Origin of the sequence: Rhodoglobus vestalii, assembly GCF_006788895.1 — a bacterium.
Classification (GTDB): Bacteria; Actinomycetota; Actinomycetes; order Actinomycetales; family Microbacteriaceae; genus Rhodoglobus; species Rhodoglobus vestalii.
In genome coordinates this window covers 2,353,167-2,374,961 of the sequence record NZ_VFRA01000001.1, presented here as the reverse complement: position 1 = coordinate 2,374,961, position 21,795 = coordinate 2,353,167, and the positions used below count along the sequence as shown (strand labels likewise).

At 58.0% G+C, this 21,795-nt stretch carries 20 protein-coding genes; 5 read left to right on the top strand and 15 right to left on the bottom strand.

Annotated features, from left to right (window positions below):
* Positions 1-30: 30 nt before the first annotated feature.
* From FB472_RS11690 to FB472_RS11670, 5 genes are all read right to left on the bottom strand, one after another.
* The gene (locus FB472_RS11690) at positions 31-1,122 is read right to left on the bottom strand and encodes a cell wall-binding repeat-containing protein (RefSeq protein WP_170192092.1); all 1,092 of its coding nucleotides are present in this window, start codon (positions 1,120-1,122) and stop codon (positions 31-33) included.
* A gap of 456 nt (positions 1,123-1,578) precedes the next feature.
* Complete coding sequence (locus FB472_RS11685) at positions 1,579-1,794, bottom strand: hypothetical protein (protein ID WP_141991036.1); 216 nt, start codon at positions 1,792-1,794, stop codon at positions 1,579-1,581.
* Between the two features lie 103 nt (positions 1,795-1,897).
* A complete protein-coding gene (locus FB472_RS11680; RefSeq protein ID WP_141991035.1) occupies positions 1,898-2,842 on the bottom strand; it encodes a glycosyltransferase family protein in 945 nt (314 codons plus the stop codon).
* A 358-nt stretch (positions 2,843-3,200) separates the two neighbouring features.
* Positions 3,201-4,430 carry a glycosyltransferase family protein gene (locus FB472_RS11675; protein WP_141991034.1) on the bottom strand — a complete coding sequence of 410 codons (1,230 nt, stop codon included), beginning with the start codon at positions 4,428-4,430 and terminating at the stop codon, positions 3,201-3,203.
* Positions 4,427-5,584: a glycosyltransferase family protein gene (locus tag FB472_RS11670; RefSeq protein WP_141991033.1), complete on the bottom strand. Its 1,158-nt coding sequence runs from the start codon at positions 5,582-5,584 to the stop codon at positions 4,427-4,429. Before FB472_RS11670 ends, FB472_RS11675 begins: the two co-directional genes overlap by 4 nt.
* A 101-nt stretch (positions 5,585-5,685) precedes the next feature.
* Here FB472_RS11670 and FB472_RS11665 point away from each other — a divergent pair, with 101 nt between their 5' ends.
* Positions 5,686-7,014 (top strand): glycosyltransferase, encoded by a 1,329-nt coding sequence (locus FB472_RS11665; protein WP_141991032.1) that lies wholly within the window; start codon positions 5,686-5,688, stop codon positions 7,012-7,014.
* Entirely contained in the window at positions 7,011-7,517 is a 507-nt protein-coding gene (locus tag FB472_RS11660; RefSeq protein WP_141991031.1) for a hypothetical protein, read from the top strand. The genes FB472_RS11665 and FB472_RS11660 overlap by 4 nt, the downstream gene beginning before the upstream one ends.
* A gap of 15 nt (positions 7,518-7,532) precedes the next feature.
* Here FB472_RS11660 and FB472_RS11655 read toward each other — a convergent pair whose 3' ends face one another.
* The 5 genes from FB472_RS11655 to FB472_RS11635 are packed head-to-tail and all read right to left on the bottom strand — an operon-like array spanning position 7,533 to position 13,178.
* Positions 7,533-9,311, bottom strand: a complete 1,779-nt coding sequence (locus tag FB472_RS11655; protein WP_141991030.1) for an ABC transporter ATP-binding protein — start codon at positions 9,309-9,311, stop codon at positions 7,533-7,535.
* Entirely contained in the window at positions 9,308-10,561 is a 1,254-nt protein-coding gene (locus FB472_RS11650; protein ID WP_141991029.1) for a glycosyltransferase family 4 protein, read from the bottom strand. The genes FB472_RS11655 and FB472_RS11650 overlap by 4 nt, the downstream gene beginning before the upstream one ends.
* A gap of 3 nt (positions 10,562-10,564) precedes the next feature.
* Complete coding sequence (locus FB472_RS11645) at positions 10,565-11,551, bottom strand: Gfo/Idh/MocA family protein (protein WP_141991028.1); 987 nt, start codon at positions 11,549-11,551, stop codon at positions 10,565-10,567.
* Complete coding sequence (locus FB472_RS11640; RefSeq protein WP_141991027.1) at positions 11,551-12,651, bottom strand: DegT/DnrJ/EryC1/StrS family aminotransferase; 1,101 nt, start codon at positions 12,649-12,651, stop codon at positions 11,551-11,553. Before FB472_RS11640 ends, FB472_RS11645 begins: the two co-directional genes overlap by 1 nt.
* On the bottom strand, positions 12,648-13,178 hold the full coding sequence (locus FB472_RS11635) for an acyltransferase (protein WP_246078200.1): 531 nt from the start codon (positions 13,176-13,178) through the stop codon (positions 12,648-12,650). Before FB472_RS11635 ends, FB472_RS11640 begins: the two co-directional genes overlap by 4 nt.
* Positions 13,179-13,330: 152 nt before the next feature.
* Between FB472_RS11635 and FB472_RS11630 the strand changes: the two genes are divergently transcribed.
* The 3 genes from FB472_RS11630 (at position 13,331) to FB472_RS11620 (ending at position 15,779) form a co-directional block, all read left to right on the top strand.
* Positions 13,331-14,038 carry a glycosyltransferase family 2 protein gene (locus FB472_RS11630; RefSeq protein ID WP_170192091.1) on the top strand — a complete coding sequence of 236 codons (708 nt, stop codon included), beginning with the start codon at positions 13,331-13,333 and terminating at the stop codon, positions 14,036-14,038.
* 11 nt (positions 14,039-14,049) lie between these two features.
* Complete coding sequence (locus FB472_RS11625; RefSeq protein WP_141991569.1) at positions 14,050-14,415, top strand: DUF2304 domain-containing protein; 366 nt, start codon at positions 14,050-14,052, stop codon at positions 14,413-14,415.
* 68 nt (positions 14,416-14,483) lie between these two features.
* Positions 14,484-15,779 carry a nucleotide sugar dehydrogenase gene (locus tag FB472_RS11620; RefSeq protein ID WP_141991024.1) on the top strand — a complete coding sequence of 432 codons (1,296 nt, stop codon included), beginning with the start codon at positions 14,484-14,486 and terminating at the stop codon, positions 15,777-15,779.
* Here the strand turns inward: FB472_RS11620 and FB472_RS11615 are convergent.
* The 5 genes from FB472_RS11615 to FB472_RS11595 all read right to left on the bottom strand — a co-directional run bounded on the left by FB472_RS11615 (position 15,757) and on the right by FB472_RS11595 (position 21,769).
* A complete protein-coding gene (locus FB472_RS11615) occupies positions 15,757-17,307 on the bottom strand; it encodes a DUF2142 domain-containing protein (RefSeq protein WP_141991023.1) in 1,551 nt (516 codons plus the stop codon). The two genes, FB472_RS11620 and FB472_RS11615, sit on opposite strands and share 23 nt — an antisense overlap.
* Before the next feature lie 43 nt (positions 17,308-17,350).
* Entirely contained in the window at positions 17,351-18,868 is a 1,518-nt protein-coding gene (locus FB472_RS11610) for a DUF2142 domain-containing protein (RefSeq protein WP_246078198.1), read from the bottom strand.
* Positions 18,869-18,936: 68 nt separating this feature from the next.
* Positions 18,937-20,292, bottom strand: a complete 1,356-nt coding sequence (locus FB472_RS11605) for a glycosyltransferase family 4 protein (RefSeq protein WP_215730443.1) — start codon at positions 20,290-20,292, stop codon at positions 18,937-18,939.
* Positions 20,289-21,158, bottom strand: a complete 870-nt coding sequence (gene rfbA / locus FB472_RS11600) for a glucose-1-phosphate thymidylyltransferase RfbA (RefSeq protein WP_141991021.1) — start codon at positions 21,156-21,158, stop codon at positions 20,289-20,291. Before rfbA ends, FB472_RS11605 begins: the two co-directional genes overlap by 4 nt.
* A complete protein-coding gene (locus FB472_RS11595; RefSeq protein WP_141991020.1) occupies positions 21,158-21,769 on the bottom strand; it encodes a dTDP-4-dehydrorhamnose 3,5-epimerase family protein in 612 nt (203 codons plus the stop codon). The genes rfbA and FB472_RS11595 overlap by 1 nt, the downstream gene beginning before the upstream one ends.
* Positions 21,770-21,795 lie beyond the last annotated feature (26 nt).

The window sequence follows — 21,795 nt, the reverse complement described above, 5'->3', positions numbered from 1 at the left end:
CGCCAGTCTATGGCCGGATTCAGGTCGGTGTTAGGTGCAGTTGGTAAACGAGACAACCCTGCTGGAGAGTGTTGCTGGGCCGCCCAGAATAACCATCCGCGTTACACCCAAGTCGATCATGTCTTGCAATACCGACTTCGGTACACAAGTCGACTTCACTACGTAGAGCGGCGAAGAAGTAATTCCCGCGACCGGTCCACCAGAGAGCGCATCAGAGAACACCGTGGCTGAAGCGACATACGCCGTCGTCGCCGACGAAAACGCATCGCTGTTGACTGCCTGCGATACCGCGTACCTATCTGCACCGCCAAATCGAGCAACGCTTGCCATTCCGGGGAGCACGGCGATGGAATTTTTGATTCCTTCGCTCACCGACGCTGGTCCGCCCGCGATTCGAACATCAGAAACGCCGAGGTCTGCAAGCAATTCGGCTGTTGCTGCATCGATGCTTCCGCTGGTGCCGTTAACGAGGATCACTGGAGCCCCTAGAGACCCGGCGGCCGCGCTGGCAGATAGTGCATCCGGGAATGTCTTTCCTGTAGCCAAATACGCAATCGTTGCGCCGTCCCCGCCGAAGGATCCCGAAGCTATATTGCGTGACGCTTCGTACCTGTCGATTCCAGATTCACGGCGTATCTCAGGCGTGAGTCCGGCGAGCTCAGCATAGACAGTATCGGACACCGACCCAGGTCCAACCGCCACCACGATCTGTGCTGGTGCAAGGCGTACGATCTCCGCGCGAACCTCAGCCGGAATCGAACCTTTTCTGACTAGCAGAAGCGGTCCACCATCATGAGCAGCAGCAGCGCCGGCACTCAGCGCATCAGAAAAGACTTGACCTGTTGCGATGTAAACGACTGGCACTCCCGAAGAAAATTCAGACTGTGACACGCCTACGGATACCGCATAGCGGTCGGCCCCGCCGATTCGGTCTACTGCAACTCCCGATGGAGAAATGTCATTGGGGTTTCCAAACCACGAATAGTAGTAGTCCCAAAAGTTTCTGTTTCCGTAGCTCGAGCAACTATCGCCGTACGAACCCAAATTATTGAGGGCCGCTGTGTTCGGGCGATAGGGGGTGTAGTTGTAGAGGGCCGCTGTCGCATAGTTTTGCACTCTCACGCTCGAACTGCCACAGGAAGTGTTGGGATGATATTGGATGGTGTGAACACCCGGTTGCATCCGAAAATTCGCCGCTTTATAGGCTTTCAGTTGGCGAGTGCCCAAATAAACTTGGTTTCCGAAACCAAGCGCATACTCCGCACACGGCGCAGTGTCCGGGCATGCCATGCCCATGGCCCGATTAAGCTGAGTCGCACTGGGACCAGTCTCGGTGACGAGCCCCTGTTCCTTCTGGAGCGTGACCAAGATGACTTTCGCGCTAATTCCGCAGGCTACCTGTGCGCGATAAATAATTCTCGCTGCGGAGAGACGTGTTCCGCCCGCGAAAGGCGCACAAATGAGGTCACCCGTAGTCTGCGAGATCTCTTCCGCTCGCGAGGACATCGTGTGCACAGGAACATTGAGACAGCGATCCTTCGTGCTGTCACACTTGCCAACCATGTCATCCAGAAAAGTCTAAATTCGCGCGTCGGACATGGCATCAGATTTGTAGAACTCGGAATCGCTAATTATCAGCCCGGGCTTAAACTCTGACCCGGTGTAGGCGGCAACGCTCTGAGCACTAATTACTCCAAAAGCCCCCATCAGAGAGATGACGAGGCCAATGACAACCGCCATCGGCACAATTCGCCGAACCGCGACGGCGTGAACTGAGTGTGTGCGACTGATCATGAATATACGACCCCCCAAGCCAGCTACCACTGTAAACCACTTCGGGCTGGATTTCGAGCACGCAGCACCCCCAACCCGAGACGGCGCACAGCAGAGCCTCTAATTAGTCGAGAAAGGTCGCGAGAACGTGCGAGCTAACCTCACCATCGTGCAGCGCTCGGGCGAATTCTGGACCGGCTGAGGCAAAGGGCAGGTAGTGCCCACGATTGGCAGCGATATCGCGGATTGTTGCCTCAATCGAGTCCGGCATAGCTTCAACGATCGGTATCTCCAAAGAGAAATTCTCCCGCACGTGAGCGCGGACCTGATCATGCAAGTGCGCAATCACGATACGACCAGCAGCCATCGCTTCAATTGCTCCCGTCGCGTAAGTTCCAATTCGAAACTGGTCAATTACGATGTCGGCGTCACCATAGACACGAGGCATCTCAGCGGCTGGAACCCCCCGAACAACCCTATACTCGACAACTCCCTCATCCTGAAGGCGACGCATGCTCTCCTCAATAAGGTGGGTGCCCTTAACCACATCTTTGGAGGGCGCATGGACGATTCGCAGTCGAGGCTCCCGAAGCACGGCATCATCACGCGACCATCGTTCGACATCGACCACGATGGGCAGCCACTGCGCTTCCGGCCAGTCGAGGAGCAGTTCTGGCGTCGGTACGAAAACAGGAATCCCGGTTGCCGAGAGCACTCGGCGTGTCAATAACGCCTTTTCTTCGAGGCTCGGGATCAGCGCCCAGGCCGGCTCGTTGAACGGAGACCACTGGTCGATTTTCTGGTGCCTGCTCGGCAGTCTTAAGTCACTTCCGTGGGATGCTGCGGCGACCTTCACGCCTCGTGCCTGCAACGCACGAATTTCCGACTCAACATCGGCGTCGAACAGAGTTCCGAATAGTGCGCGGTTTGCTTCAACAATCACATGCGAGAAGTTCTGGCAGACTGCCTCGAACTGCCTCTCCTGCCACGGTCGAGAAAATCTTGTGATGTTGACGGGTACCGAATTGTCGGCAGGATAGCCAAAGTCTCCCGCTTTCACGTATTGCATGTTTACTGCCGAAACGTCAGGCAGTCTCTCGGCAGCTCGCGCCCATTGATAGCCCTGACCCGCGAAATTAACTGGAGCGATGTACAACCTAATCCGCGTGTTTTGAGCTTGAGGGGCTGAAGGAACGTCGGTGAGTCGGTATCGATACTGCTTCGCCCGCAGTACCGAGCTCAATCGTTCCGGCAGCCAGGAAAGAACCGTTGCAATCACTCTGTTCATTGACCTTGCCACTCGCTTCCCATTGACTGCTTCGAAGACCTAGTAAGGCCCACCCTTCGGCGCACTCTCGCGACTCTAGCAAGCGAATTCTTCGGCACGAACCTTGAGCTGGCATCCACCCAACATCTGCACTGACCACCTAGGGTTCGAGAAAATCAGACAATACCCGTGCGCTCAATTGCCCGTCGTGTACCGTTCTTACAAACTCTGGGCCCCGGCGCGCGTGCTCGAGCATCCGGTCTCGGTCGGCCAACAGCACACGCATTTCGCACTCAATAGCGCTAGGAGACAAGTCAATAATCGGCAGAGAGAGACCGGTCTCTTCCGAAACGAAATCGCGCACTTGATGAGAAACAAACGACACAACAATGCGACCAGCAGCCATTGCCTCACATGCCGCAACGCCGTAAATGCCCAAACTGAATTGGTCGAGAACAATATCGACTGAGGTATACACCGCTGGCATCTCACCTGCCGGTACGTGCTCGACACGAACGTAACGAATGAGCCCTTCAGCTTCAAGCTTCTTCATCACCGGATCTGCGAGATCCGAGCCCTTAACCGCAGCCTTACTCGGCGCATGCGCCACAACCGGAACGCCGCCGTGAGAGAACACAGGTAGTCCCAGCTCCCAGATCGACGGGTCAACAACGACAGGCAACCAGCGACCTTGAGGCACGTCGAGCGCTAGGTCAGGAGTAGAAAAAAAGATGGGCAGAGCGGAGTTCGCGAGCCGGGACTGAAGTTCACGGGCACGTTGCTCTAAAGCCGGTGTCAACGACCATCGTTCGCCATGGAACGGAGACCACGTCATCCGCGCCGCGTGGCGACTCGGCAACCGGATGTCGCTTCCATGAAAAAGCAACCCGACAGAAAGACCTGCAGCGACAAGTTCGTCGATGTCTGCCTCAGCAGTGCGTAACTGCGCATCGCCAAACAGCGGCCGATCTGACTCGACGAGCACATGCGTGAATTGACTCGTCACTGCTTCACGTTGCACCTCGTGCCAGCGTCTTGACCATCGATACGCGCCGAGCGGGACCGGCTCGCCGCAGCCGAATCCAAAGTCTTGGGGGCCCACGACCGCCATATTCGTTGCGGTTGCGCCAGAGGAATACCTATTCACTGCTTGCGCCCAAGCCCAACCTTGCCCTGCTGAGTTTGCCGGCGCGATCATTAATCGCGACCGAGAGTGGGAGCCGAGGTTCTCGGGCATCGGAACTAACGACGAGTCGTACCGCTGCGAAGACGGCAGAACGCGCAGTTGGACTTGAGTCGGCAACGACAGAATGAGGCCAATAATGAGGCGCTTCACGCCGTTCTTGATCCGAAAAATCACTCGACGGATCCAGTGCCTGACCTCGCTCATTCGGACGTCGCGTCTGCGAGGGTCGCGCCCCGAACAATGGTGCGCATTACTTCGCCATCGCGTTCGAAACTAAGCTCTCGCGACGCCGCGTCAACGCGTAATTTTGTGCGAGCGATCTCGGCGGGGGTGAGTGACCGAATCGAGGCTACGCACTCGGTAACGCTGAAGCCATCGCTGACGACTCCGAGCTGCTTGCTCTCGACGAGCTGCTGCATCTCGATGCTCGGCCCAACCGCAATCGCAAGTCGCGCTTGTACATAATCAAAGAACTTATTCGGGAGGGTGTACCGCGCATTAGTGTGCGTTGGCGGTATCCAAAATACGCCAATGTCGAACTGATTAAGCACCCCGGGCAGCTCAGCCGGAGTTACAGGAGGGTTAAATCGGATTGAGCCTAATTCGCCAGCTCGCGCCTTCAACTTTCGAAGATAGGCGCCCCCATCACCACCTTCGACAAGAAAAAGATCCAGCGAATAGCCCTCGCCCAACTCTCGGGTGGCATCGATCATCGCTTCAAGATTGCGGCCATGTATAGCGGCACCGCTATGCACCATTCTTATTGTTGACGCGTCCGCAGTAGACGGCTCCAATTGGCGCCAATGTGTTGAGTTGCGTACGACGGTCGGCCTAACTCCGTAGTCGCGTTCGTAGAGCCCAGCGATTGAGTCACACACCGTTGATGACGCAGCGGACCGGGAAAGATATCTCGCGCAAATATGTCGCATCAATGGCGCGACCAATAGTCGCCAAGAAAGCACGTGAGTGCGCTCCTCAGGTGCCCACTCATGGAGATCTGACCACACCGGGGCCCCGTGAGCCAGCGCATGAGCGGCAGGAATCGCGCGCGCATCGTTCGCAACTACTAGGTCAAATCGTTCACCGTAGAGCGCTGTGATCGCAAACTGCACCGCAGGAGCGGCGAGTTCGGCGCGCGACCACTGACGAAGAGCTAACAGCGCTACGCCACCCAGCGTTTGCGGCAGCGAAGGGAGATTCGACGGCACCTCGACGTGCGCCGCAGCATCCGCCGGTCGAGAACCATAGCCAACCGTTGTGACGTAACCGAATTCCGCGAGAATTCCCAACTGTCGAAGGATACGCGCGTCGCGTTCAATTGGAGAAAATGAAATGCAGAGAATCCGGAGCGGTGCCATAGTTCAATAGTAGGGTTCATGAGTGCCTGCCTACGATCCGCAGCACACTGCAGCAGCAGTTGCTCGCAGACTTCACTGACCGGAATTCACTGAGTACTCCAATGCGTAAACCTCACCTGCTCTATGTCGCTTGGGGCTATCCCCCCGCTCGCGGTGCAGGAATGTACCGAGCATTGGCTACCGCAAATGCCTACGCTGAAGCAGGATGGCGCGTTACTGTGCTTACCGCCACTCGGGAAACGTTCGCTTCGCTCACCGGCACGGACGAACTCGCTGAACAGCAGATTCACTCCTCGATCACGGTTGTTAGAGTTCCCTTCGACCTCTCACGAGGAGAGACCAATCTGTCGCAGTGGACACGCCTTCGCGTCGCGTCGCCCCTGCTGTGGAGCTTTCTCAAGTCGCTGGGCGAAAGCTCTGCATTTCCGGAGCCGCGATACGGTGCCTGGCGCCGCCCATTGGTTGCCGCCGCTCGCGAGGTTCACCGCAATATACCAGTCGACCTCGTCATTGGCACGGCAAACCCGAACATCGACTTCCTGCCCGGCTACTACCTCAATAAAAGCCACGGCATCCCCTATGTAATGGACTACCGCGACACATGGCACCTCGACATGTACCGCGGCTCGCGCATCGGATCGCGATCGTCACGGTCAGCTCGCTGGGAGAAAAGGCTGCTCAAGAGCGCGAGCGAAGTCTGGTTCGTCAACAAGCCCATTCTCCAGTGGCACGCCCGAGAGTTCCCCACTGACGCACCCAAGTTCCATGTTGTCACCAACGGTTTTGATCCAGAATTCCTGCAGGGACAAGTCGATCGCGTGTCTTCGCCGGACGGCCTCATATTCGGATACCTTGGCACGATCTATGGCCCGATGCCTGTTCACGAGACCCTCGAAGGATGGCGGCAAGCGCGCAAGCACTGCCCTGTCTTGGCAAATGCAGTTTTCGAAATCCATGGTCGTCTTGGACACTACTCAGCGCCCAACGCCCAGATGCTTGAACTCATCGAGAGCTACGCCGCCGATGGCGTTCGCTACATGGGAATCGTCAGCAAGACACAAGTTGCCGAGGTCTATTCCCGTTTCGACGCGCTGCTTCTCGTCCTTGGGCAGAGCGAATATATTTCAAGCGGGAAAGTCTACGAGTACGCAGGGACCGGACTCCCCATTGCGTCGCTGCACCACCCCGAGACAGCGTCCACAACAGTCCTGCAGGACTATCCACGATGGGTCGCCGCGGAGGAGGTTTCCGCAAAAAGTTTCGCGGAGTCGATCGTTGCATTAGGCATGATGGCACTCGACTCAGACGCAGACGCAGACGCGCAGGCTCAGGCACGAAAGTCAGCGGTTCGCTTCGAGCGACTGAGACAACTCGAACCACGGATATCAGAATTGACTCGTCAGACAATGTCAGAGAGCGGCCATCAATGACAACTCTGAATGCTCTCCTCTTAGTGGCCAATGATGCTGAGGCAGTTGAGAGACTCGAGTCACAGTTCGCAACCGCGGGACTTGCCGAAGTAATCGCCGCCGCCGCCGAATGCGACGTCGTGCTCACGATCGCGACGCTCGATCCCGTGAAGCACGCCGAGAAAACTTACGCCCGCAACGCGATTATCCACTCCCTGCGAGCAGATTCTGTGCCTCTCGTCGACCGACTTCTGTCGGCGGTGGGTGCGCAGAAATTGCGCCCAACACTGGCAAAGTCCCCAGTCGGTCGACTGATCAATTCCCTCAGTGCAACGGACCCATCCCGCACTTTTGCGCGGGCCTACAGCAGAAAGCCGGCAAAAACAGCCGGGCATTTCGACCTAGTGATTGCCTCCGATACTGCTGCGATCAGAACAGCATGGCTCCTGAACCGACGCCACAGGGCCACGGCAGCGTTCTTCGGGGAAGCGGCCGCCATTGTCACCCTACGCGAGAGTAACTAGACGCTACTACACGCGCTAGCTAATCCCCGCGAGCGCAGCTTGCTCAGCGAATTCCGGGACTTGCGCTACCAACTCTTCGAAGGTACCGACAGCAACAATGCGACCATCCTGCATGAAACACACTTGATCATTATCGCGAATCGTCGAGAGCCGGTGAGCTACCGAGACGATCGTGATCTCGCCACGGAGTGAGCGGATCGCTGCCGCGACATCTGATTCGGTCTTCGTGTCGAGCGCACTCGTTGCTTCGTCGAGCACGAGAATCAGGGGGTCCGAATAGAGAGCGCGCGCAATTCCGAGCCGCTGACGTTGCCCACCCGAGAGGGACATTCCTCGCTCGCCCACAGCCGAGTTCATGCCCTCAGGGCGCGACTCAACAGTCGTCCAGAGTTGTGCACGTCGAAGCGCACTCTCTACTCGCTCCGCATCAAAGTCGGTGTTCCACACGAGCGCGACATTTTGTGCGATCGATCCCTCGAAAATCGCCACGTCCTGAGGAACGTAACCTACGCGGGCTCGCCACGATGCGAGAACATTCTCCAGCGGCTCGCCATCGAGTTCGATCGAGCCGTCGGACGGAACCAAAAGCCCGAGAAGGATGTCGACAAGGGTGCTCTTTCCCGCCCCCGACGATCCGACAAGGCCCAGAGTGCTTCCCAAAGGAATGGACAAATTGACGTCGTCGATTGCGGGTATCGACGAACGATTGTAAGTGAAGCTGACGTTCTCGAGCTCAAGCGACTTCGGCGCCTCGCCGATGGGATCATGACCAATGGTCTCTGCCCGCTCTATATAGACGCGCGACTGGTAGATGTCATCAATAACAGCTTGCACGTGGGGCGAACTCGCGTGAGTGACAGTGAGAACCGACTGGAAACCTGTGAGCGCGGGGACCAGCCGGAAACCCGCGACTCCGAAGATCGCGATAGCGGCGAGTGCATCGGCGAGGCCGCCTTCGATGTACGCGAAACCACCGACCAACAAGAATCCACCGATGAGTGCGGCATCCAAAACGAATTTTGGGACCGCCGAGAGGAAGTTGATGTTCGCCCGCGCTCGCGTGGTGTAGATGCGGTTGGCGTGCACAACTTCTGCTACTTCTGATGCTTTGTTGCGGAGCGTGATCTCCTTGAGAGCAGAGACCATGTCGGTCATGAGAGTAGCTACCGCAAACGAGTAATCACGGTTAGTACGTCCTGCTTGGACCGACTTACGAGATACAACCACCGCGAGAAGTACTGCCATTGCCCCCAGGTAGAGCACGGTGATCAGCGCGGTTGCGGGTTGTGCAATCACAAGGACTGCGAAAATCGACACCGCAGTGATCACGAGCGTGGGCATTGTCATCGCTGGCAAGAGGAACGAAGAGATGGTGTTAGCGATTCCGACGTCAGCCAAACGCACAAGCTGTGCTGTGCTGCGCTTGAGTCGGTCGGACCAGGGCGCCCTGATGTACGCATTGAAAAGCTTGTCCCCAATCTCAAGCTCGTAGGAGGCGAATCGTCGAGTCGCGACCCACTGAAGGCTGATGCTCAGAATCGATTTGGTGATGATCAGCAGAGAGACCGTTAGCACGATCCATACATAGTTCTCCGTGGGCACTGCACCGACAATCGGAAGCTGCACCGGGAGATTCGCGACCATAGAGCTCAGCGAGACGGCAAGAAGTCCGAGCGCCGCAATATCGAGAATCGCCAAAGACGTCGATGCCACGATGTAACCCCACAAGAACCGCTGCGCGCGTTCAGGAAGCAGCGGGACGAGTTCCCGCAGTGTCCTCAGTATCAATCTCATCGTTTCTCGTTCCTAGCTGGAGGCTCGTCTCGCACATTCGCGCCTGAGACAAACGTAGTGTCCATAATAAACTGCGCGCCTGCATTTGCGATTGCGGTGATTGACACTACCTGAGCCGCACGTTCAGCCAACGCTCTGCGCTCAACAGAGTCGCGATCGCCGCTGAGCGCAGCAATCATCGCCTCAGCGACATGGTCGGGGCTGTAGTCAGCGACCCATCCCGCATGGAGGTCGGCGACAAATTTTGCCCCAGGGCCTGCACCTGCAAAAACTGCTGGTGTCCCGCATGCCACGGATGCGTAGAGTTTCGTCGGGAACGCAAGGTCGTAGCCCACTCCAGGCTTTACACTCGCGAGTGAGGCAACCGCTGAACGCAGCATTTCAGCGACCCTCGCCGGAGGAACACGGGGCAAAAACTCGACCGCACCCTCGCCCAGCTCCTTGCCACGGCGCTCCAATTCCGAGCGATCGGCGCCCTGCCCAACAAAAATAATGCGCGCTTTGGGGTGGATCTCACGCACAAGAGCCAAAGCATCAACAAAAATTGTTGCACCATGCACTTCAGAGGCAGTGCCAGCGTATAAAAAGTATGGCGAGCCGTATGGATAGTGCATGCCGTGCTCAGCAAAAAGGTCAGTATTGACGCCATTGCCAACTTCTCGCACTCGCTCAGAGACTCCCAATTCGGCAAGCCTCTGCGTTACGGTCTGTGAGACTGAAAGCACTCCCGAAGCTCCTCTAAGTGCCCACAGCTCGACCGCACGAACTACCTTCACAACACCATTATTCGCCACGGTTGTCGACGCGTCAGACCAGATATCGGCGGCGTAGTAGAAGTACGGAATCCGGCGAATCGCGCACACCACCCGAACGACTGCTGCCGTCGTCGGGGGTGGCTCGACGACAACCGCTTTGATCCCGCGCGCGAAAAGGAGGCGAGCGGCAAGTGGCACATCAAAACTCAAATATTGCAGGTACCCGCGCACGTAACCATCTTTATTGCGTAGTACAGGGAACCGTCGAACGGTAACGTCATCGTCAACAACCTCGTTAGCACCCCCCACGTCTGGCGTAAACGTGGATGTGATGACGATCATACGCGCTCCGGAGCGCGCTAGGGCATTGGCTAGAGCAGCGAGACGGAACGACGCCGCCGCCGGCTCTGGTGCGAATATCCGCGAAGCGATTGCGACGGTACCCACGAAGCTCGGCTCAGGGGTGTCAGAACGCACGGTGGGGTTCACACTCATGACTCAAAAACTCACGGACTGTCCCGTTCGAGCGGACTCAATCACGCCCTCAACTACAGCGAGCGTGAACTGCCCCTGTTGCATCGTCACGATCTCGCTCGGAAGGCCGAGCACTGCATCGCGGAACGCCTCATGTTCGACGCGAAGCGGCTCGCGCTTCGGGAATGCGAAGCGCGTGACATCTCCCTCACTGACACCTCGAAAGGCCGTGACAGATTCCCATTCCAATGGGAAAGTACCGTTGGCATAAAGCGTCAAGTCGCCAGTAGAAGTGTCTGCAACGAATGTTCCGGTCTCGCCAGTCACGATCGTGACTCGCTCCTTCATCGGACTCAACCAGTTAACAACATGGTTGACGATAATGCCGTTTGCCAGTCGACCAGACGCAATAATCATGTCCTCGTACTCGCGCCCACTCTTGAGTGCGGTCTGAGCGAAAACAGTCGAGTAGGTGCTCTGCGCCACCCACGCCGTAAGGTCGATATCGTGAGAACCTAGGTCTTTGCCCACGCCGACATCAGCGATGCGGGAGGGGAACGGGCCCTGCCTCCGAGTAGCGATCTGGAAGACTTCGCCCAGGTCCCCTGCGGCAATTCGTTGCCGCAGCTGTTGAAGCGCTGGATTGAACCGTTCGATGTGCCCTACGGCGCCAACGAGTCCCGCGGACTCAAAAGCATCCACCATGCGCTGACCGGCGTGGACGGTCTCAGCGATAGGCTTCTCCACGAGCGTGTGAACACCAGCAGCGGCCAGCTTGAGCGCGGCATCCTCATGAAACCGAGTCGGCACGGCGACCACGGCGATGTCGATTCCGACAGCAATGAGTGACTCGATATCGGGGAGCACGGTCAACTCCCCTGCTACGCCGTGCGGGTCGCCGCCCGGGTCAGCGATTGCTACTAGTTCGACGCCGTCTATATCCCGAAGCACACGCGCATGGTGTCGGCCCATCATTCCTACACCAAGCAACCCTGCCCGCAGCGCCGCCATTAGCTTCCCGCCTGAGCGAGCGTGTTGACTGCGCTGACGATTCGCTCGAGATCTGCGCGAGAGAGCGAAGGATGCACGGGCAGTGAAAGAACCTCTTGGGCTGCTTTCTCTGTCTGAGGCAGTTCAAGATCAGGGGCGAAGCGAGTGAGGGAGGGCAAGCGGTGGTTCGGAATCGGATAATAGATCCCTGAAGCCACGGCGAACTCATTGCGCAACGCAGCGGCAAAACCATCTCGGTCAGCTTCTACACGAATCGTGTACTGGTGATAAACATGTACCGCGTCGTCCGCGACCGGTGGCGTGACGACACCGCTGAGATTCTGATTGAAGAAAGTGGCATTCGACTGACGAGTTGCCGTCCATCCATCCACTTTTGTGAGCTGAACGCGGCCGATCGCTGCGTGGATGTCCGTCATTCGCGCGTTGAAACCGATGACTTCGTTTTCGTACTGGCGTTCCATTCCCTGGTTGCGCAGAAGTTTGGTGGCTCGAACGAGCTCGGCTGAATCACACGCGACCATTCCGCCCTCACCACTCGTCATGTTCTTAGTGGGATACAAGCTGAACATGCCAAACGTTCCGAATGTACCTACTTGGCGCCCGCCGAGCGAGGCACCATGCGCTTGCGCCGCATCCTCGAAGATCATCAGATCGTGCTTCTGAGCTATGGCTACGAGTTCGCTCATCAACGCTGGATGCCCATAAAGGTGAACCGGCATGATTGCTCGGGTACGCGGAGTAATCGCCGTTTCGACTGCGGTTGGGTCAATGCTAAAATAGTCTGGTTCGATGTCCACGAACACCGGGGTGGCGCCCGTGAGCGCGACGGAATTCGCGGTCGCCGCGAACGTGAATGAAGGAACGATTACTTCGTCCCCTGGCCCGATACCTCCGGCAAGCTGGCCGAGGTGTTGTCCGGCAGTTCCCGAATTCACGGCAACGCACTCCCGACCATCGACGAAGTGCTCACCAAACTCTTTCTCGAAAGCAGCAACTTCTGGCCCTTGCGCTACCATTCCGCTGCGCAAAACTCTGTCGACGGCTGCTCGCTCGTCGTCGCCAATAATTGGTCGCGCTGCGGGAATGAGTTCTAGGCTCATGCGGTCACTTCCTCTCTCAAAACTCCATCGATCTCGATGTACTTGTCACCGGACTGCGGGCACACCCAGGCGCTCTCTGATTGGACGAGACGCATTCCCGACTTACCGACCCACCCGATTCTTCGAGCGGGCACACCAGCAACAAGTGCAAAGTCGGGAACGTCTCTGGTCACGACGGCTCCGGCAGCAACGGTCGCCCACCGCCCAACTTCGACGGGAGCTACACATACAGCGCGAGCACCAATAGAAGCGCCTGTCCTGATGGTGACACCCACAGGTGTCCAATCATCTGCGCTCTTCACTGAGCCATCACAGGATATAGCGCGAGGATATGTGTCGTTGGTCAGAATAACAGCGGGGCCGATGAATACACCCGCTTCCAGAACTGCGGGTTCATAAACAAGAGCGTAGTTCTGCACTTTGCAGTTATTGCCGACGACAACACCAGTACCGATGTAAGCGCCCCTGCCGACGATGCACTGCGTTCCGAGAACGGCGTTTTCACGCACCTGTGCAAGATGCCACACGGAGCTACCCTGACCAATTTGTGCACTCGCTGCTACATCTGCCGAGGGCTCAACCCTCGCATCTGACAATTCATCCACAGGAAATGTGACTCCAAAAATTGCGGCGGGAATGCCGAACTGCAAGGTTATCGCGTTCTGACAGAATGGACGCTATGCAAACCGAATCAAGGACCGAGGCCGCGGCGCCAGGACTCGACTATGCGACTTGGATCCTTATTCCACTCTATAACGAAGCTTCCGTCATCTCGGGTGTTATTTCGGAGCTGCTAGGTCAGTTCGCGAATGTCGTGTGCGTAGACGACGGCAGTACAGATGGTTCCGCACAAGCAGCCCACGACGCCGGTGCGAGGGTTCTCCCTCATCCGCTCAATCTTGGGCAGGGCGCGGCGCTGCAAACGGCAATCTCCTACGCAGTAGCTCAGCGTGGCTGCGAGTACGTCATTACCTTCGACGCCGATGGACAACACAGAATCATCGATGCCATCCATATGCTCGAGCGAGCTCGCACCGAGAAACTAGACATCGTCTTCGGTTCTCGTTTTCTGGATGATCGCACCAACCCCGGAGTGCTCAAGCGCATCGTGTTAAAGACGGCGGTCGGCGTTACCAATCTCACGACCGGCTTGAAACTAACCGATGCGCACAATGGGCTCAGAGTTCTGAGTGTGCAGGCAGCATCACGACTAAATCTTCAACAAGACCGCATGGCCCACGCGACTGAGATTGTCTTGCAGCTTGGCCGCACCGGGCTTCCTTGGGGTGAAAGTCCTGTAGAAGTGCTCTACACCGACTACTCGAAAGCAAAGGGCCAATCGCTGCTCAACTCGATCAATATTCTTTTTGATCTCGTAGTGAACTAGGAGGTATGCAAATGCTCATTCAAATAATTCTTATCGTCGCCCTAGTGGCAATCGCCTTCTACTTGATTCGGGCGACGCCGAGCGCCCGCCACCTCGCCGTGCGACGCATGCTCGTTTTCCTCGCAGTCATCGGTGGAATCGTCGTTATTCTCTCTCCGGGATTGCTCACCTCGGTCGCCAATGCGGTGGGTATCGGCCGAGGAACTGACCTGCTGCTGTATGGATTCATCGTCGCATTTCTCCTCTATGTCGTCACAGATTTCAAGCGCTCTACTCAGCTGAGTCGCGCGAACACGCAACTCGCACGCAAGCTCACGCTCGCGGAGGCACACTTGCAGGATGAAATCTCTCGACGGGGTTCCCACCCCGACGAGTAAAATCGATCATCTGACTGCTCGACTCAGCACGGACCCTCGCCCCCGTTAACTTAAGGACACCTTCTCTCGTGAAAATCGCAGTTGTTGCTCTCGGCAAGATCGGCCTCCCCTTGGCTGTTCAGTTCGCCTCAAAGGGCCACGACGTGGTGGGTGTTGATATCAACGCCGATTTCGTCGACCTCGTCAACAAGGGCATTGAACCGTTCCCTGGCGAAGCCCGCCTTCAAAAGAAGCTGAGCGAACTCGTTCCTTCGGGCAGGCTGCGCGCGACCACGGACTACGCCGATGCCATCCCTGGTGCCGACGCGGTCGTGCTCGTCGTGCCGCTCTTCGTTGACAAAGATGCGAAGCCCGACTTCGGCTGGATGGATGTTGCGACCCGCTCACTGGCCGAGCACCTGACGCCAGGCACCCTCGTCTCCTATGAGACCACCCTGCCCGTCGGAACGACGCGCAACCGTTGGAAGCCGCTGCTCGAAGAGGTTTCTGGCCTCACCGAAGGCAAGGATTTTCACCTCGTCTTCTCCCCCGAACGTGTGCTCACTGGCCGAGTTTTCGAAGACCTTCGCAAGTACCCCAAGCTAGTTGGTGGACTTTCGGATGAGGGCGCCAAGCAGGCGACCAACTTTTACAACGCAGTCCTCGACTTCGACGAGCGCCCCGACCTTGCTCGCGAAAACGGTGTCTGGGATCTCGGTTCGGCTGAAGCATCCGAGCTCGCCAAGCTAGCGGAGACCACCTACCGCGACGTCAACATCGGGCTTGCCAACCAGTTCGCCCGCTTCGCGGGTCAGAGTGGGATCGACATCTACGCGGTGATCCAGGCCACCAACTCACAGCCGTTCAGCCACATCCACCAGCCCGGCATCGCCGTCGGCGGTCACTGCATTCCTGTCTACCCTCGTCTCTACCTCTGGAACGACCCCGACGCCACAATCGTGCGTGCCGCACGCGAAGCCAACGCCGGAATGCCCGAATACACCATCGGCCTCCTCGAAGGCGCCCACGGTGACGTCAGCGGTGCCCGCGTCGTCGTGCTCGGTGCCGCCTACCGCGGGGAAGTGAAAGAGACCGCGTTCTCGGGCGTATTTGCCGCTGTAGATGCCCTCTCCGCACGTGGCGCGACTGTGCTCGTGCATGACCCGCTCTACACCGACGAAGAGCTCACCAAACTCGGCTTCGCCCCGTACCACTACGGCGAGCCGATCGATGCGGCGGTAGTGCAGGCCGACCACCACGAGTACCGCACTCTGAGCGCCGGGCAGCTGCCAGGAATCCGCACCTTCGTTGACGGACGCCGTGTGAGCAGCGCCGAGCAGTGGCCCGGAGTCACCTACCGCGTTATCGGGAAGCCGACAGCGTAATTTTTTCGTCGAGGTCGATCTCGGGTGCCGACGCAGCCGAGATCGACATTTCTCGCGCCAAGATAAAGACAAGGCCCGCGAAAGCGGCGGACCCTATCGCCCAGACCGCCACCGGCGACGGCGCGCCCGACCAGAACCATTCCGTGCCGGCGTCGAGGTTCCACCCGTAAACGTCGATGCCTGTGACGTAGCGACGCATGTTCGTATGAAGAGCCATCACGTAAGCAACACTCAACGACAACACCACAGCCGTCGATTGTATTCGCCCCAGCGTGAAACGTTTACGACCCGCACGCAGCACTAAAAGGCCACCAAGCAGCACAATGAGTGGCAGCAGGTAACGGGGCTGAACCTGCTCCCCCACCCTGTCACCACCTTGAGTCAGCACATAAGTAGGCAGCGCCCAGAGCACGAAACCCACGCCAGCAACCACGAACGCCTTGCGGCCATCGAGCACTGATAACCCGGCGAAGCCTACACCGATGAATACCGCGACACCGAGCACCAAAACCAGCGCTGGCATCCGTGTGTCGATCCAGCCCAAACCCCAGCCGCCAAAAACACCAGTCCAGAGTGACGGAACGTTGAAGAGGTTATAGGCAAACAAGCCGAAACCGGCGAGGCTGTCGATGCTCCCCGGAACCTGCTCTGCAGTGGCTTCCATGCTTGAACCGCCACTGAATCCCGACAGCCCACTCGCAGTCTGCCGAGATGTGAGGAAGAAAGCTGCGCTCACGACGAGCATCGCGAGAGGTAAGGCTGAGCGAACCAAGAATCGGCGGGAACGCTCGAAAGCGAGAACTGTGCTGACACCCATCGCACCTGCGACATAAAGAGCCGCGTCGCCGCGAGATCCCGCTGCCATGACTACCGCAAGGACAAAGAATGCACCTAGAGCGATCGTGTTGGCACGCTTGGTCGACTCATAAAACCCAAGAAGCGCGAGCCACGCCGTTCCTACCCCGGTGATTGCCCACCCACTCGGATTGTTGGATGCAATGAGGAACAGCCCAAGAGGCATCGTGGTAATTAGCCAGCCCCACACCAATGCGGAGCGCCGTTTAAAGGGAAGCAGTATGTAGAGCGCACTCGCAATGCCAACGAAAAGGAATATATTAAACAACCGCATCGCCATGACCGACATCAGAGTGTTTTCCCCAACGAATACGCTCATTGCTGAGTAGTACACGGGCGGATATGCTCCAACGAAGTTTCCGCGATCCGTCTCGACCAACTCACTGCTCTCGAAATCGAGAGCGTTCTGGCACGAGGCGCTCGTAATTGGCCGAAACGCGTAGCACTGAGACTCCAGCACTGCATTTGGGACCATTCTCGTATTGTCTGTGCGCCCTGGCTGACAGAAGGCTTCATTGCCGGTGGAGCACCAAATACTCACGAGGTGATAGTCATCGTCAGGAGAGGCGCCCATCGGCGACGCAAACGCCCACGCAGATAAAGCGACAAGTGCCAGAACCGGCGCTAAGAGAATCAGCCGAAAGTGAGAAGCTTTGCGTCGACCCGCTCTCATCGGGGAAGCTTCACAGTGCCGGATCGCATTAGTACAGGCTACATCAGACGGTGGTGTCGGCATCAGAACGTGGTGCAGAGTGGCCTAGAGCAGCAACCCGTCGATCCGGAGCGGAAATCGTACGATCATGAACCGGCAAAAGTATCGCTAATGCCCCTGTAAAAGCCACCGCGCCGATTGCCCACGTGAGATCGGGAGTGAGGATGATCGCCCACCACCATTCACGGCCCGCATCAAGGCTTGGCGCGAGTGCGTCGATACCCGTGACATATCGCCGGATGCTCAGATGCAGCGCAATGAGGTTTGCTCCCGCAAGAGCTGCAACAATCAGCCAAACTTGCGCACGATTAAAGTTGATCGCCTGTCGCTGCGCGGTGAAGAATACCGCCCCGATGAATACCACGATAAGTGGCAACAGGTAGCGCGGTTGGAAGTCCTCTCCCACGTCTTTGCCTGCCATCACAAGGAGCAATACCGGGATTGCTGCAAGAGCAGTTATGCCCAGTGCAAGAACTACGGACTTGCGCGCGGATGCTGCACGCGCGGCAAAGAAGCCGGCGCCAATTAGCGATGCCAGTGCACTGAACCACACCAGAGCTGGCATTGACGTATCTAGCCAGCCCAGGCCCCACGACTGGCCGAAGATTCCCGTCCAGATTGATGGCACCTCGGTCAGGTTGTAAGCGATTCGAGGAATAATGACGCCCAACCCTAGACCTGGCTCGACACCACCGGTCACGGCATCGGCAGACCGGGAAGCGCGGAATAGCAGGGCGCAAATAATGATGCTCGCTACTGGCAGCAATGAGGAGAGCCAGAAGCGGCGAGTGTTGCGGAAGGCAAGAATCGCAGCGGCGAGTACCGCAATTACGAAATAGATCGTGGCGTCGCTGCGAGACCCAGATGCTATAACTGCTGTAAGCAAAAACACCGCGCCAAGCGGGACTCGCCTTCGCCCGCGCGCCTCGTAGAACCCGAGTAGCGCAAGCCAGCCGTAGCCAACTCCCATCACGGCCCAAGCGCTCGGGTTGTTCGATGAGAGCACGAAGAGCCCGAGAGGCACGGTCGTAAGGGCCCACTGCCACACCAAAATCTGACGCCGGTTCACCGGCAGCAGGAGATAGAGCGCCACGCCCAACCCAACAAATAATGCGATGTTGACCAGGCGCATCACCAGAACGGAAGCGTGAACATCCTCCCCGACAAACACACTCATGGTGCCGTAATAGACAACGGGGTAACCGCCAGCAAAGTTACCGCGTTCGGTCTCTTCCGTAGCACCCGCGGTAAAATCGAACCGGCTCTGGCACCCAGCACTTTTCTCAGCGTCGTAGGCGAAGCACGCCGGATCAGCTACTGCGGGAGGGACCAACCGAGTGCCGGGGTCTCCGCTGGGGGCGCAGTACTCCGAATCGCCCGTTGCGCACCAGATGCTAGTGAGGTGAAAATCGTCGTCCGGGCTTGAACCGACGGGTGACGAGAGCGCCCACGCGGCAAGGGCAGCGAACACCAGAAAGGGCGCCACGAGCAGTCCGATTCGACGGCCTGGGCGTGACAACATCAAGCGCACGCCAGTCAACATTGATCAAAGCTAGCGCGAATAAACCTAAAGAGTGCTGTGAGCACGCCCTAACGGCGCAATCGCGCGAACGCTTTGTCTAGTGTCGCTTTCACCCCGGTGTGCCGAAGGTGGTGCCACGCCATGCGCAAATCGTGGCGCACACCATACGGTTTGCGCACCTTGCCTCCGAGCGCGACCACACGGCGACGAGTTGCGTCATGATCAGCGGCGTGCTGCGGGTGAGCAACAAAGTTCACCAGCGGTGCAAGAGTGCGCTGCCAGTAGAAATCCTCCCGCACGCGAGCGACGTTGCGCTTGCACTCGGCAATGAACGCCTCGTCGTAGAGAACGCGGTCCAGGGCCGCGGCGAGAGCATCCACATCCTGAGCGGGCACCGTAAGGCCGAGCCCTTCAGTTTCGATGAGGTCAGCGAAGCTGTCACCCTCGGTAACCACCATGGGCAGTCCCGCCCAGAGATAGTCGAGAATGCGGGTGCGGAACGAGAACGTGGTCTCAATATGCGACATGTGGGTGCTGACCCCAGCATCCGCCTCGGTCAGATAGTTCTGGCGGTCAGCGTAATCAACCCACTCCTCGTTGAAGAACACCGACGTGTTGAGGGCACCCAGTTCGCTCGCCAGATCGTGCGATTCGCGCACAATGCCCATCTGGTCGACACCCGGATGCCGGGTGCCCAAAAAGTAGAGTTTGGCCGTTTCGCGCGTCTCTGCCAATTTCGCGACAGCACGGATCAGGGTTTTGGGGTCAAACCAGCTGTAAACGCCGCCACCCCAGATCATCACCTTGTCGCCGACGTTGATCCCGGGCAGCACACCCTTGAGAGTGTCGCGGGTGTGCACAGGCGGGGTGCCCTCAAGCCCAAATGGCACCACACTCAGCAGGCCCTCAAGGTGCGGGTCGTTCTCGTAGGTTGCGGGGCTGAGCCGCCCCAGAGCGGCAAGCTGACCAAAGTAAAAGAGTCTTTGGCGTTCCGACGCACACAGGAAGAAGTCACCGAGGGCGAGCTGTTCATTAAGCACCGAAGTTGCCGTTGTCACGCGCAGCTCCCAAGTGGCGCGCGCAAGCTCCCGACCCTGTTCCAGCATCTCGAGGTGCATGGGGTCGTAAATATCAACGATGGTGATCTTGTCGGTCGTACGCAACACCCCGAACTGGCGCATTGCGTGACCCTGGAATACGACTACGTCACACCACCGTTCGAGCTTCCCAAACGCGTCATTCTCCCCCGGCGTAACCAGTGTGAGCTCAAAGGGAGCATCCACCTTCTGCAGCTTCGTGGTGGTCATCAGCGTGACCTCGTTGCCCGCCTCAGCGAGCGCAAGAGCCATATTCCAGGATCGGATCGCGGGGCCCGCCATCCGCGACCCAATCGGATCACCCGTGATGATCAGTACCCGTGTCACAGTGTCGCCGCCAACAGTCCTTCAAGGTATTCGCCGTAACCACTCTTGACGAGGGGCGCTGCGAGGGCCGCAAGCTGGTCATCCGAAATCCAGCCGGCACGCCACGCAATCTCTTCAATGCAGCCAATTTTGTAGCCCTGACGGTCTTCGATTACGCGCACGAATTCGGTGGCCTGAACCATCGATTCGAACGTTCCGGTATCAAGCCAGGCGGTTCCCCGATCGAGCACATCCACCTGCAGGTTGCCGCCGTCGAGGTAGTGCTCGTTGACGGTCGAAATTTCGAGTTCACCGCGAGCGCTTGGCGTGATCGACTGAGCAATCTCGATAACCGAGTTGTCGTAGAAGTAAAGCCCCGGCACCGCATAGTTGCTCTTCGGCTCGACGGGCTTCTCTTCAATCGACTGGGCGATGAAGTTTTCATCGAACTCAACAACACCATAGGCTCGCGGATTGCGCACGTGGTACGCAAAGATCAGCGCACCGTCAACGTCGTTGTGCTTGCGCAGGTTAGAGCCCAGCCCAACACCGTGGAAGATGTTGTCACCGAGCACGAGAGCGACCTTCTCGTCGCCAATGAACTCCTCACCGATGATGAACGCCTGGGCGAGACCATCCGGTGAGGGCTGCACGGCATAGCTCAGCTCGATGCCCAACTCGCTGCCATCGCCCAGCAGGCGCTGAAACTGCGGTTGGTCATCCGGTGTCGTAATGATCAAAATTTCGCGGATGCCCGCACTCATCAGAGTAGACAGGGGGTAATAGATCATCGGCTTGTCGTAGATGGGCATGAGCTGCTTGGAGATGCCCTTGGTGATGGGCCAGAGGCGCGTTCCGCTGCCGCCAGCCAAAATGATTCCGCGCATCAGTTGCGTTCCTTTCGGTTCGCCTCGTAATACTCCGTGACCGCAGCGTACGACGGCAGCGAGCCATCGGCGAGACGCTCGGCAAGAGTGGGCGCAATTTTGTCTTTAGGTGAAAGCACAAGGTTGCCAAGTTCCGGCGGAAATTCGAGACCGATTTCCGGGTCGAGCACGTTGATGTCGTGCTCAGCGCCAGGCTTATAGACGTCGCTCACCAGATAGGTGAGGGTGGCATCGTCTGTGAGCGCAATGAACGCATGACCGAGACCCTCAGCAACATACACGGCACGACGATCAACGGTGTCAAGGATGACCGAGTCCCACTGACCAAACGTCGGCGAACCCGCACGGATGTCGACCACGAAGTCGATGCCCGCACCGTGCGTAACAGTCACATATTTGCCCTGCCCGGGAGGAACATCCGCATAATGGATGCCCCGCACAACGCCGCGCTGCGAGACCGACGTGTTGGCCTGCCGAAGGTCAAGCGGGTGGCCGATAACCTCTTCGAGCTTGTCGAAGCGGTACCACTCCAAGAAAACGCCTCGATCATCAGCGAATTGTTTGGGGGTGATTTCGTAGGAATCAGGCACCGAGAGTTCACGTATCTGCACACCCGGAATCCTACCCGGCGAGCCGT

What these genes read in the sequence shown, in the direction of transcription:
- FB472_RS11660 (WP_141991031.1), top strand. Translation starts at nt 7,011, where the DNA reads ATGACAACTCTGAATGCTCTCCTCTTAGTGGCCAATGATGCTGAGGCA.
- FB472_RS11630 (WP_170192091.1), top strand. Translation starts at nt 13,331, where the DNA reads ATGCAAACCGAATCAAGGACCGAGGCCGCGGCGCCAGGACTCGACTAT.
- FB472_RS11680 (WP_141991035.1), bottom strand. Translation starts at nt 2,842, where the DNA reads ATGCAATACGTGAAAGCGGGAGACTTTGGCTATCCTGCCGACAATTCG.
- FB472_RS11610 (WP_246078198.1), bottom strand. Translation starts at nt 18,868, where the DNA reads ATGTTGTCACGCCCAGGCCGTCGAATCGGACTGCTCGTGGCGCCCTTT.
- FB472_RS11615 (WP_141991023.1), bottom strand. Translation starts at nt 17,307, where the DNA reads ATGAGAGCGGGTCGACGCAAAGCTTCTCACTTTCGGCTGATTCTCTTA.
- FB472_RS11625 (WP_141991569.1), top strand. Translation starts at nt 14,050, where the DNA reads ATGCTCATTCAAATAATTCTTATCGTCGCCCTAGTGGCAATCGCCTTC.
- FB472_RS11650 (WP_141991029.1), bottom strand. Translation starts at nt 10,561, where the DNA reads ATGAGTGTGAACCCCACCGTGCGTTCTGACACCCCTGAGCCGAGCTTC.
- FB472_RS11670 (WP_141991033.1), bottom strand. Translation starts at nt 5,584, where the DNA reads ATGGCACCGCTCCGGATTCTCTGCATTTCATTTTCTCCAATTGAACGC.
- FB472_RS11665 (WP_141991032.1), top strand. Translation starts at nt 5,686, where the DNA reads ATGCGTAAACCTCACCTGCTCTATGTCGCTTGGGGCTATCCCCCCGCT.
- rfbA (WP_141991021.1), bottom strand. Translation starts at nt 21,158, where the DNA reads ATGCGCGGAATCATTTTGGCTGGCGGCAGCGGAACGCGCCTCTGGCCC.
- FB472_RS11655 (WP_141991030.1), bottom strand. Translation starts at nt 9,311, where the DNA reads ATGAGATTGATACTGAGGACACTGCGGGAACTCGTCCCGCTGCTTCCT.
- FB472_RS11685 (WP_141991036.1), bottom strand. Translation starts at nt 1,794, where the DNA reads ATGATCAGTCGCACACACTCAGTTCACGCCGTCGCGGTTCGGCGAATT.
- FB472_RS11640 (WP_141991027.1), bottom strand. Translation starts at nt 12,651, where the DNA reads ATGAGCCTAGAACTCATTCCCGCAGCGCGACCAATTATTGGCGACGAC.
- FB472_RS11645 (WP_141991028.1), bottom strand. Translation starts at nt 11,551, where the DNA reads ATGGCGGCGCTGCGGGCAGGGTTGCTTGGTGTAGGAATGATGGGCCGA.
- FB472_RS11675 (WP_141991034.1), bottom strand. Translation starts at nt 4,430, where the DNA reads ATGAGCGAGGTCAGGCACTGGATCCGTCGAGTGATTTTTCGGATCAAG.